This window comes from Acinetobacter lactucae (assembly GCF_013344765.1).
Classification (GTDB): Bacteria; Pseudomonadota; Gammaproteobacteria; order Pseudomonadales; family Moraxellaceae; genus Acinetobacter; species Acinetobacter lactucae_A.
Map to the genome: position 1 here is coordinate 1 of NZ_JABVBF010000108.1, position 11,839 is coordinate 11,839.

Genomic DNA, 11,839 nt, shown 5'->3' on the forward strand with positions numbered 1-11,839 from the left:
ATTAAAGATATATTTAAGATTTAATTATTAATGCTATTTTGTTTATAACTCTTTATTCAATCCTATCATTTCAGTTTTATAATCAAATTAACTCTTCATACTACTTATACAAAAAATTAAAAAATTTGTATTATGATAATTTTTTCGAGTTGGATATAGTCTGACATGTGGCATTAGATTTAATAAACAATGTTGGATCAGTATGGAAAGTTCCAGTATCAGGAAAATTTTATATAAGTTCGAATGGGAAAACCTTAAAAAGCTATACCTTAACTTTTTACAATGAAAGTCAGGAATTAGTTTTGTCGAAACGGAACTAATAAGTGAAAGTGTGCGTAAATAAGCCCAACCACTCTGCTTAAAACCATATATCACGGCGCAAGCCTATAACACGTAGATGTAAATAAAGCGACTCTATTATTCAAACCATCTGTTATCACAACTTCATAATGCGCAAATTTTTTACTACTTCCAACCTTGGTTGCCGTTGCAAATAACACCTTATCTTTCGCACCGCTCATATAGCGAATATCCGCCTGTAGGCCAGTATATGGCGCATCCCCTGCATTACAAGCCATCGCAAAAGCGATATCGGCTAAAGAAAATATGACACCACCATGCACGCCGCCCAATGCATTCATGTGTTCGTCTTTCACATTAAGCTGACAACGCGCTTCATCAAAACTGCGATGCAGCACTTGTACACCCAATAGCTCTGCGAATTGATCAACCGCAGTATTTTCCATTTTTTGCACAAACGTCTCCCTACTCGTGCGAGTATTCCCTAAATGTTATGAATCCATTATTGAAATCGACTGATTAAAAGCTGTTAAACACTATCTTGTTTAATCTGATAGTTTGAAGAACTAAAGTCCTTATAGGTCAGGCGATCATCTAGCTCTGAGCTTAAAGGCTGAACTTCTTGCATTGAGTTTAAGCATCTCTGTGCAAGCTCAATGTATTCTTGCGTGCCTCTGGTTTTCCACTTTTTTTCTTGTTCTGATAAATCACGTGCCACCTTGGCAGGACTACCCATTGCCAATACATTTGCCGGAATAATATCTTTGGTTTTGACTAAACTATTTGCACCAATAATGGTGTTTTCACCAATTTCGGCATAGTCCAAAATTACGCTGTTCATGCCGACCAAAACATTTTTTCCAATGCGGCAGCCATGCAAAATTGCGCCATGCCCAATGTGCCCCATTTCCTCAACTAAAGTCACGCTTTGCGGAAAACCATGTACGGTGCAGCTATCTTGTATATTGGCATTTTGCTTAATATGAATACGACCAAAATCGGCACGCAACGAGGCAAATGGCCCCACATATACACCCGCTTCAATAATCACATCACCAATTAAAACTGCGGTTGGGTGTACAAAAGCGTCTGGGCTAACGACTGGAATAACACCGTCAATACTATAACAAGGCATGATTTAACCTCTCATTTGTCGCAACCAAACCTCCGAAACGGCGCCAATAATGTGCTGTGGCATTTGGCATTGGTCCTTCTGCTGTTGCGGCAACAGACAAGAAGTATTCATCGGCAGGTTCAAATACTTTTTTATAAATATTCATTGATAACGTTCGTGCACTAATCGCAGGCCAGTCAGTTGGCAACAATTCAAGCGGTAGTGCTGGGTCTTTCAACAAAATTCGTCGATAATAATGAATCAGCAAAGTTCGAATCTGAAAGGCCTGAACCGGTTCGAGTTGTTCGTTTTCCTGCATCAGCAACACGCCAATTTCTCTAAAAATATCGAGAAACTGTAGATATCTTTGGCGCAATTCATCTATGGGCCAGTTGGTTCTGAGCATACGACCAATGGTATCGACCGAATTATTAAAGAGCTGCAAGGTTTCGGCTTTAAACACCACCACTTGCTCACTCATATTTAAGTCAACCAACAAGCGTTGCAGTTCAATACGGTTACACCCCGGATAGGCCATTAAATTTGTCGAAATATTAGCAAACCCTAACCATTCGAGTTCTTTTTTTAACAACGCTTTATTTTCAGTGTCGAGGCTAGACATCAGAATAAGATCCCAATAATGATCCCACTCTTTCATCTGGTCGTTATAAATACGTTGCTCAGCTTGTAAATAGGTCGAACGGCTCGAATCGGTAATTCGATAAAAACTGGTTCTGCCAATTTTGTCTGAACATAACCAATCATTTTTAACTAAACGAAAAACTGAGGTTCTTACGGCGCGGTCATTAAAACCAAACAGCTCTAATAATTGAATCAGGCTCGCAAGACTAATGTTTCCACCCCGATGAAGTACTGAATCTCCAAAAATTGTCGAAATAAGCGAAGTTCCACTTAAGGTTTCATTCTTTACAACAGAATCAATTATTTGCTGTATTTTTGCACTCATACTCATGTCTTGGCGTTTAGTTTCAGGGTATAGATTCTATACCCTGAATGATCTTGATGTTAAGCAATCTGACGCATATCGATTACCCGCTTTGCCTTACCTTCCGAACGAGGTAAGGTCGCTTCCGTCACAACTTCTACAGTAACGCTAATCCCAATCATGGTTTTAATGCGTTTCATCAACTCCTGAGCAAGTTGATTGGCCTGTATAGTACAGTTATGACACATCTCTGTACGAATATGCAAAGTATCCATATGTCCTTTTTTAGTCACCAAAATTTCATAATTTGGAACTAAATGCGGAACTTGCAAAATTTGCTCTTCAATTTGGGTCGGGAAAACGTTCACGCCGCGAATAATCAGCATATCGTCACTACGGCCCACAATTTTATCCATCTTACGCATTGCCAGATTTTCACCCGGTAGTAAGCGGGTCAAATCACGAGTACGGTAACGAATAATCGGTAAACCTTCTTTGGTAATGGTGGTAAAGACTAATTCGCCAAGTTCGCCATCTTTACAGACTTCTCCTGTTTCAGGGTTAATAATTTCCGGATAGAAATGATCTTCCCAAATGGTTAGCCCTTCGCCCTCACCTAAGCACTGCATCGCAACGCCCGGCCCCATCACCTCAGACAAACCATAAATATCGAGTGCTTTAATATTGAGGCGTTCTTCGATTTCACGGCGCAGTTCGTTGGTCCACGGCTCGGCACCAAAAATACCGACTTTTAAAGACGTATTACGTGCAGTACCAAATTGCTGTTCTAACTTTTCAATAATACTCACGCAATATGATGGCGTAACCATAATTGCAGTCGGTTTAAAGTCTTGAATGAGCTGAACTTGTTTTTCAGTTTGGCCGCCAGACATTGGAATAACCGTTGCACCTAAGCGCTCGGCGCCATAATGTGCACCTAAACCACCTGTAAATAGTCCATAGCCATAAGCCACCTGAACCATATCTTTCGCGGTTAAACCTGCCATGCGTAAGCAACGCGCAACAATGTCCGACCACGTATTAATATCTTTTTGGGTATAACCCACCACGGTCGGTTTACCCGTTGTACCTGATGATGCATGTAAACGCACAATTTGCTCTTGCGGTACGGCAAACATTCCAAAAGGATAGTTGTCTCTTAAATCCTGTTTGGTGGTAAATGGAAACTTTGCCAGATCGTCTAAAGTCACGAAGTCATCAGGATGTACACCCGCTTCATCGAACTTTTTCTTATAGACCGGACTATTTTCATATACAAAAGTCAGGGTTTGCTTTAACCGTTTAGTTTGCAGTTCTCTAAGCTCTGCAAGTGTTAATTGCTCAACATTATCCATTGTAAGGCTGTCCATCGCCTCTCTCCTCATTATGTAATTTTAAAAACCGTCTGAATTAATTTAAGTTTTCCAAAATCAGTGCGACGCCTTGTCCAACACCTACACACATCGTGCAAAGTGCATAGCGTCCACCGCGTTTTTTTAGCTCACGTGTTGCGGTAATGACTAAACGTGTACCACTCATACCGAGCGGATGTCCTAACGCAATCGCACCACCATTTGGGTTAACGCGTTCATCGTCATCTTTTAAACCAAGTTCACGCATACAAGCCAAAGATTGGGCTGCGAATGCTTCATTCAGCTCAATCACATCCATCTGATCTAGCGTTAAACCTGTTTGCTTTAAAATTTTCTGTACAGCCGGAACAGGACCTATACCCATATATTTGGGTTCAACTCCTGCACTTGCAATGCCTATCACACGTGCTAAAGGTTTTAAACCATGTGTATTTGCAAATTTACGGTTGGTAATTAACACACATGCAGCGCCGTCATTTACACCAGAGGCATTCCCGGCAGTCACCGAACCGCCTTCTTTTTTAAATGGCGCTTTTAACTTAGCGAGTGCTTCAAGTGTCGTTTCACGCGGATGTTCATCGCGGTTCACCACAACCACGTTTTTCTTACGGTCTACAATCTCGACAGGCAAAATCTCATCGTTAAAGAAACCATTTTGTTGTGCCGCAGCGGTTTTTTGCTGACTACGCAATGCAAACGCATCTTGGTCTTCACGACTAATCTGATATTTTTCAGCTACATTTTCGGCAGTTTCAGGCATGCTGTCGGTGCCGTATTGTGCTTTAAGTTGCTTATTTACAAAGCGCCAGCCAATAGTGGTGTCATAAATTTCAGGTGTACGGCTAAACGCTTCTGTTGGTTTAGCTTGTACAAATGGCGCACGGCTCATCGACTCAACACCACCTGCCAACACAAACTGCGCTTCACCTGCTTTAATTGAGCGTGCCGCAAGGCCTACTGCATCTAAACCCGAAGCACATAAGCGATTGACGGTCATGGCTGGCACTGTATCAGGTAAGCCTGCCAAGAGTGTTGCCATACGTGCAACGTTACGGTTGTCTTCACCTGCTTGGTTGGCACATCCCAAAAACACTTCGTCTACCGTATTCCACGGTAGGTTCGGGTGTTTATCTTTTAAATATTTGATGGGCAATGCAGCTAAATCATCTGCACGTACAGCACTTAGGGCACCTGCATATCGTCCAATTGGGGTACGAATAAAATCGCAAATTAAAACGTCTTCCATGTTGACTCCTGATTATGCAAATTCGGTCATATCACGTGAATATTGGGTAGCAATGTTTTGAGTTTTTGCTACATATTGCTTGAGGTAGATACTCGCGCGATATTTTTCCTCTCCATACAGTGCATATAAGTTATTTAAGGTTTGGAGCACATAAGCACCGCCCATTTGTGTCAACCACTGGTAAGGGCCTTTAGGATAATTCACTCCATATTTCATGGCATTATCAATATCTTCCAGACTCGCAACACCATGTAAACTTGCTTCGCAGGCTTCATTAATGAGTAAAGCGATGGTGCGTAAGGTTAACAGTGCCGGATGGTCTTTAATCCACATCACGCTGATACCAAACTGTGCAAAGTAAGCCTCAACTTTAGCCAGATCACTTGCTTCACAAAGTTCGTTGTGGCTGAGTACTAAAGCCTCTGCCTGTTCAAAATCATGATGCCAATCCATTAAAACTACTTTACGGCTTAAGTAATGAATATTGGCTGACTCACCTTGGCTTAAACGTAAGTCGATATCATCAATTTGAAGGATATTGTCGTCGCTCGCAGCTCCGCTTTTTAAACCTAAACGAGTTAAAAAAGCAGGTAGCTGAGACCAAGCACCTTTGAGCTGAATACGAGCATCAATTGGCTTAGCAACTACTGCTTGAGGCTGAAATGTCTCGTACTGATTTTTTTCGTTGTAGCTATAAAAGCCCTGTTTTGACTTACGGCCCCAAGCGCCCGCATCAACCAATTCTTTTTGAATCAGGCTTGGACGGTAGCGTGGCTCGTAAAAAAACTCTTGGTAAACGCTTTGGGTTACCGAAAAGTTAACATCTTGTCCAATGAGGTCGGTAAGTTCACAAGGCCCCATCGCAAAACCGCCACATTGCTTTAAGGCATAGTCTAGCTGGTCGTAGCTGGTAACTTGTTCTTGCAGTGCTCTAAAGCCTTCTGCATAAAACGGACGTGCAATTCGGTTCACAATAAAACCGGGGGTCGACTTGGTTAATACTGGAATTTTTTTCCAGCCGAGCATTAAGTTTTTTAAAGCCAAACATAAGCTGTTTGGTGTTTTTAAGCCCTGCACAATTTCAACCAGTTTCATCACTGGCGCAGGGTTAAAAAAGTGTAAACCCACCACGCGCTCTGGGTGAGCAATGCCAGCCGAAATTGCAGTCACTGAAATTGAAGATGTATTACTTGCAAAAATAGTTTGCGCACTACAAATTTCAGCGAGTTGTTTAAATAAAGATTGTTTAACTTCTTTTTTCTCAACGACCGCTTCAATGACCAAGTCGGCATCACGCAGTGCATCAACTTGATTCACCACAGTTAAACGCGCTAAGGCTTCATCCGCTTGCTGCTGTGTGAGCTTGCTCTTTTCAACCAGCTTTTTAAACGTCTGCCCCAAGCCCTCAACTGCTTGTTGCGCTTTTTGAGCGTCCAGATCATATAAAATGGTCGAGTGTCCATTGACGATGGCTAACTGAGCAATGCCGATGCCCATGGTGCCAGACCCAATGACAGCAATTCGGGCACGAGATAATTCTAAATCTGTCATGCTTAGCGCCCTTTAAAATTTGGTTCACGTTTATTCATAAAGGCTTGTACTCCTTCACGATAATCTTCGGAACGACCCGCAATACGTTGTAAATCACGCTCTAACACCATTTGCTCATCAAAGGTGTTGTTGCTTGATTGATGAATGGCTTTTTTAATGAGAGATAAACCAAACGTAGGTTGTTTCGCTAAACGTTCTGCCAGTTCAGTCACCTTTGTTTTTAGCTCGGCGTCTTCTACAACATCCCAAATCATGCCCCATTCTTTTGCGGTTTCTGCCGGTAGCTTGTCACCTAACAAAGTTAAGCCCATCGCACGCGCATGGCCTACAGCACGTGGTAAAAACCATGTACCCGCCGAGTCTGGAACCAAACCTAAGCGGCAAAAGGCTTGTACAAAGTTTGCCGATTTAGCTGCAATCACCAAGTCACATGCCAGTGCAATATTTGCCCCTGCACCTGCTGCCACACCATTTACCGCGCAAATCACAGGCTTTGGCATATTTACAATCGTTTTAATGAGCGGGTTATAGTAAGTTTCAATGGAATATCCTAAATCTGGAGCTTCAGCATTTGGGTCTACTACACGATCACCTAAATCTTGCCCTGCACAAAAGCCACGGCCTTCGCCACTAATCACAACACAGCGAACATCCGGATTTTTGGTCCACAGGTTTAAAACCTCGGCTACTTCACGGTGCATATCGACGTTAAAGCTATTCAGTGCTTTTGGGCGGTTAAATGTCAGGTAGCCAACACCATTTTTTTCTTCAGCAATAATATTTTGATAGTCCATCACTCACCTCTAAACACTGGCTTTCTTTTCTCAAAGAAAGCATTAATCCCTTCGTTTCGATCTTTTGTAGCCGCCAGCCAGACAAAGTTTTGACGTTCAAACTTGAGTCCCTGACTTAATGTTGTTTCATGAATACTTTTAATTGATTGTTTAATCACGCGAATCGCTAAAGGCGCTTGTTTGGCAATTTTGGCTGCAAGTTGAACCGCATATTCAACGGTTAATTCGGTCGGAACCACTTGACTGCAAATGCCATGTTGCTCGGCTTGTTTTACCGAAATCATCTCACCTGTCATGGCCCAGCGCATGGTGAGTTGTTGCCCAACCAAGCGTGCTAAACGTTGTGTTCCACCTGCACCCGGCAACATACCCAAAGTAATTTCAGGTAAAGCAAAACGGGCATTTTCACCGCAAACCACCATATCTGAATGCAAAACCAACTCAAACCCAGCGCCTAAGGCATAACCATTGACTGCACTAATGAGTGGCTTACTAAACGCATCAATTTTCTGCCAAAGCTTCGGGCGAATATCGAGTTGCAAAGACACGGCATCCATTGCAGCCAACTCACTAAGATCTGCTCCAGCCGCAAAACACTGAACGTTACCCGTTAAAACCACCGCTTTGACTTGAGCATTATGTTCAGCTTCTTCGAGCAACTCACACAAACACTGCAATGTTGCATTGTTTAAAGCATTTCTTTTTTCTGGACGGTTTAGGGTTAATAACAAAACACCGTCAGTTGCTGTGCTGGCTTTGATCAACTCTTGCATGACAGCCTCTATTCATCAAAACTCAAGCGAACATTTGAGCCTTTTGGTAAGGTCTGACAGCTCAGCACATAGCCCTTTTCAACTTCATCTTCTTCAAGACTATAGTTAAGGAACATGTCGACTTCGCCAGAAAGCACCTTACAACGACAGGTCGCACACACCCCACCTTTACAGGCATACGGTAAGTCAGCACCTGCGCGTAAAGCCGCATCAAGAATACTTTCATCATCTTGAGCCACAGAAACGATCAGCTCACGGCCATCTAAAATAATATTGACCTTTTCTTCTTTGCGGTTTGCATCCGCTTCAACACTACGTTTACGCGCTTGTCCCGTATGGAAGCGCTCGGTGTGAATTCGCTCTTTTGCAATACCAAAGTTCGGCAAGGTGCTTTCTACAGCATTCATCATTTCGTCTGGACCACAGGCGAACACATGATCAAAACTCGTTTCAAGCACATCAAAATCAAAAAGTTGTTTTAGCTTTTCTTCATCAATACGGCCATTCATGAGTTCACTATCATTGAACTCACGAGAAAAGATATTGATGAGCTGAAAACGTTCTTTAAACTGATCTTTCAAATCCATAATTTGCTCGGCAAACATGGTTTGTTTCCATGAGCGATTGCCATAGAGCAATGTAAATTTAGCTTCAGGTTGCTCAAATAAAACTTGCTTAACAATCGATAAAATTGGGGTAATACCACTACCCGCAGCAACGCCTAAATAGTTTTGTCCGCCGATCTTGGCTGCTTTTTGAAAAAACACACCTTGTGGTGGCATCACTTCAAGCACATCACCCACTTTTAAATGGTCATTGGCCCAGTTTGAAAATTGACCCTGATCAATTTTTTTAACCGCAATACTGATGTCTTCTTTGCCCGCATAGCTACAAATTGAATAACAACGGCGGATTTCACCCGCTTCAGTTAAATGGCGAATGGTTAAATGTTGCCCCGGTTGAAATTGAAATTGTTCTTGTTGTTCAGGTACAACGTCAAATGCAATACAAATTGCCTGGTCGGTTTGCGGTGTAATACTTTTTACTTTTAATGGTACAAATTGGCTCATGGCTGATTTCCTTATCTAAAGACTTAAATACATTTGAAGTAATCAAAAGGCTCAAGACAGTCCTGACATTTATAAAGTGCTTTACAGGCGGTAGAACTAAACTCTGTTAACAGTCGGGTATGTCGGCTTTTACAACGTGGGCACTCGATACCATCAATCAAATGAACATGGGTCCCACACTGATGCGCCAACCCTTCAGGTGGCGCAATGCCATAAACTTGTAGTTTCTTTTTACCCGCCTCAGACATCCAGTCCGTGGTCCATGCTTCTGATAAATCGACCATCACTTTGACTGGGGTCAACGCTTCTGCGGTAAATGCCTCAACAATTTGCGCTTTCAACATATCTGTTGCTGGGCAACCGCTATATGTTGGCGTTAGACGAACTACAATTTCTTGTTGATCATTAATGTCTACGCCCCGAATCATGCCTAAATCCACAACAGATAAAACCGGAATTTCAGGGTCACTTACCGTTTGTAGAACATCCCAACATTGGTCGATGCAATGACGAATCATGTGCATGGCTCACCTCCTTGTCTTACCAGGTCATTCCCGGATAAGTTCTTTGGATACTTTGCATTTCAGCCAACAAATAACCTAAATGCTCAGTATGCAATCCTTGTTTCGCACCGCGGCGATAAGCCCCATTAACAGCAACTGTTAATTCAAAGCGCTTAAGCTCATCTGCAATGGTTTGGTTCCATTGTTCTTTTTCATTTGAAAAATCCGGAATCACGCCTTGTGCAACTAATGCTTGTTCGTCTGCATTAAGTTCAAATAACTCAGCGGTAAAACGCCATAAATTATTTAATCCATCTTGCACACGTTGATGGGCTTCATCTGTGCTTAAACTTAAACGCTCCATCCAGCTTGTCGAAAAACGAATGTGATACTTCACTTCTTTTAAAGATTTCACGGCAAGCGCGCTTACTTCAGGAAGTGAGCTTTGCGTTAAAGCCGTAAATAAATGAAGATGGTAATGATCCATCAACCACTGACGTACAATCGTTTGCGCAAAATCACCATTGGGTTGTTCACACAACAATAGGTTTAAAAACTCACGCTCAGTACGGAAATACGCAAATTGGTCTTCATCACGTTGAGCTTCATCATATTGACCAGCCAAAGTCAGAAAGTTTCTTGCTTGACCCAACAAGTCCAAACCGATGTTTGCTAAAGCAATATCAATTTCAAGCTCAGGTGCATGCCCGCACCACTCAGCCAAACGCTGCGATAAAACCAGTTGACTGTCGCCAATATGTAATAAGAATTTAGATAAAACTGAATGATTCATGTGTCATCTCCCTTACATGTGCTCAATGCCATCTGGGATATGGTAAAAAGTCGGATGACGATAAACCTTGTCTAGAGAAGGATCGAAAAATTCAGCTTTTTCATCTGGCTGTGAAGATTTAATCAGTTCAGAACGAACCACCCAAATGCTAATTCCTTCGTTACGGCGCGTGTAAACATCACGCGCATGTTGCAGTGCGATTTCATCATCAGGTGCTCTTAAGCTGCCTACATGACGGTGGCTTAAGCCTTGTTTACTACGTACAAATACTTCGTAGAGCGACCAGTTGTTTTTATCTTCCATTTTGATTTCCTCAAATTTTTCCATAAATCTTGTTAAGCCACTTTGTTCGCTTCAAGCTGCTGTTTTTTCGCGTAGACCACTGCTGCATCACGAACCCATTTGCCGTTTTCCCATGCCTTACGGCGTGCTTCGATACGCTCGTGATTACATGGTCCACGTCCGGCAATCACTTCATTAAATTCGTGCCAGTCAATCTCGCCAAACTCATAGTGGCCTGCTTCTTCATTGAACTTTAAATCTGGGTCCGGCACTTCTAAGCCAAGCTGCAACACTTGTGGCACAGTGTTATCAACGAACTTCTGACGTAATTCATCGTTACTAAAACGTTTGATTTTCCACACCATGCTTTGTGCGCTGTTTGGAGAATGCTCATCACTTGGGCCAAACATCATCAGTGCTGGCCACCAGTAGCGATTTACTGCATCTTGTGCCATCCGTTTTTGTTCTGGTGTACCACTTGCCAAAGCCATCATGGCTTCAAAACCTTGACGTTGGTGGAAACTTTCTTCTTTACAGATACGTACCATTGCACGTGCATATGGTCCGTAAGAGGTACGGCAAAGCGCAACTTGGTTCACAATGGCTGCCCCATCGACAAGCCAGCCAATTGCAGCAACATCTGCCCAAGTCAAAGTTGGGTAGTTAAAGATTGATGAGTATTTCATTTTCCCATCAATTAATTTTTCCATCATGTCATCACGGTCAGCACCTAAGGTTTCTGCTGCGCTGTACAAATACAAACCATGACCCGCTTCATCTTGTACCTTCGCCAATAAAACTGCTTTACGTTTTAAAGTTGGCGCACGAGTAATCCAGTTCCCTTCAGGCAACATACCTACAATTTCAGAATGGCCATGTTGCCCGATTTGACGAATCAATGTTTTGCGATAGGCATCAGGCATTTGATCCTTAGCCTCGATCGTAATGTCATTGGCAATATTTTGTTCAAATTTCTGGTAGTTGTTTTCCATTCTTTCATTCCCTGTAGGTATCACCCTTAAATCTATTTTTCGATACACTAAAAACAAAGTCAATCACTTTTTTAGTATCAAATTAAATACAACCAATAATTT

General features: G+C 42.3%; 13 protein-coding genes. All 13 read right to left on the reverse strand.

Annotated elements, in window-relative coordinates; translation table 11 throughout:
- Nucleotides 1-371 precede the first annotated feature (371 nt).
- A complete protein-coding gene (locus HUN22_RS11555) occupies nt 372-755 on the reverse strand; it encodes a PaaI family thioesterase (protein ID WP_005135427.1) in 384 nt (127 codons plus the stop codon).
- Nucleotides 756-829: 74 nt separating this feature from the next.
- Nucleotides 830-1,435 (reverse strand): DapH/DapD/GlmU-related protein, encoded by a 606-nt coding sequence (locus HUN22_RS11560; protein WP_174729385.1) that lies wholly within the window; start codon nt 1,433-1,435, stop codon nt 830-832.
- Nucleotides 1,422-2,387 carry a phenylacetic acid degradation operon negative regulatory protein PaaX gene (gene paaX, locus HUN22_RS11565; RefSeq protein ID WP_000062822.1) on the reverse strand — a complete coding sequence of 322 codons (966 nt, stop codon included), beginning with the start codon at nt 2,385-2,387 and terminating at the stop codon, nt 1,422-1,424. Before paaX ends, HUN22_RS11560 begins: the two co-directional genes overlap by 14 nt.
- A gap of 53 nt (nt 2,388-2,440) precedes the next feature.
- Complete coding sequence (paaK, locus tag HUN22_RS11570; RefSeq protein WP_000377856.1) at nt 2,441-3,730, reverse strand: phenylacetate--CoA ligase PaaK; 1,290 nt, start codon at nt 3,728-3,730, stop codon at nt 2,441-2,443.
- Between the two features lie 40 nt (nt 3,731-3,770).
- On the reverse strand, nt 3,771-4,979 hold the full coding sequence (gene pcaF, locus HUN22_RS11575; protein WP_174729388.1) for a 3-oxoadipyl-CoA thiolase: 1,209 nt from the start codon (nt 4,977-4,979) through the stop codon (nt 3,771-3,773).
- Nucleotides 4,980-4,991: 12 nt separating this feature from the next.
- Nucleotides 4,992-6,530, reverse strand: a complete 1,539-nt coding sequence (locus tag HUN22_RS11580) for a 3-hydroxyacyl-CoA dehydrogenase (RefSeq protein ID WP_174729391.1) — start codon at nt 6,528-6,530, stop codon at nt 4,992-4,994.
- A gap of 2 nt (nt 6,531-6,532) precedes the next feature.
- Nucleotides 6,533-7,324, reverse strand: a complete 792-nt coding sequence (paaG, locus tag HUN22_RS11585; RefSeq protein ID WP_174729394.1) for a 2-(1,2-epoxy-1,2-dihydrophenyl)acetyl-CoA isomerase PaaG — start codon at nt 7,322-7,324, stop codon at nt 6,533-6,535.
- Entirely contained in the window at nt 7,324-8,097 is a 774-nt protein-coding gene (locus HUN22_RS11590) for an enoyl-CoA hydratase-related protein (RefSeq protein WP_174729397.1), read from the reverse strand. The genes paaG and HUN22_RS11590 overlap by 1 nt, the downstream gene beginning before the upstream one ends.
- Nucleotides 8,098-8,105: 8 nt before the next feature.
- Nucleotides 8,106-9,167 carry a 1,2-phenylacetyl-CoA epoxidase subunit PaaE gene (gene paaE, locus HUN22_RS11595; protein WP_016141438.1) on the reverse strand — a complete coding sequence of 354 codons (1,062 nt, stop codon included), beginning with the start codon at nt 9,165-9,167 and terminating at the stop codon, nt 8,106-8,108.
- Nucleotides 9,168-9,190: 23 nt separating this feature from the next.
- Nucleotides 9,191-9,691 (reverse strand): 1,2-phenylacetyl-CoA epoxidase subunit PaaD, encoded by a 501-nt coding sequence (gene paaD, locus HUN22_RS11600; RefSeq protein ID WP_005047944.1) that lies wholly within the window; start codon nt 9,689-9,691, stop codon nt 9,191-9,193.
- Between the two features lie 16 nt (nt 9,692-9,707).
- Nucleotides 9,708-10,463, reverse strand: a complete 756-nt coding sequence (gene paaC / locus HUN22_RS11605; RefSeq protein ID WP_174729400.1) for a 1,2-phenylacetyl-CoA epoxidase subunit PaaC — start codon at nt 10,461-10,463, stop codon at nt 9,708-9,710.
- A 12-nt stretch (nt 10,464-10,475) separates the two neighbouring features.
- Complete coding sequence (gene paaB, locus HUN22_RS11610; protein ID WP_000389648.1) at nt 10,476-10,766, reverse strand: 1,2-phenylacetyl-CoA epoxidase subunit PaaB; 291 nt, start codon at nt 10,764-10,766, stop codon at nt 10,476-10,478.
- Nucleotides 10,767-10,798: 32 nt separating this feature from the next.
- Nucleotides 10,799-11,737 carry a 1,2-phenylacetyl-CoA epoxidase subunit PaaA gene (gene paaA / locus HUN22_RS11615; protein ID WP_174729404.1) on the reverse strand — a complete coding sequence of 313 codons (939 nt, stop codon included), beginning with the start codon at nt 11,735-11,737 and terminating at the stop codon, nt 10,799-10,801.
- Nucleotides 11,738-11,839 lie beyond the last annotated feature (102 nt).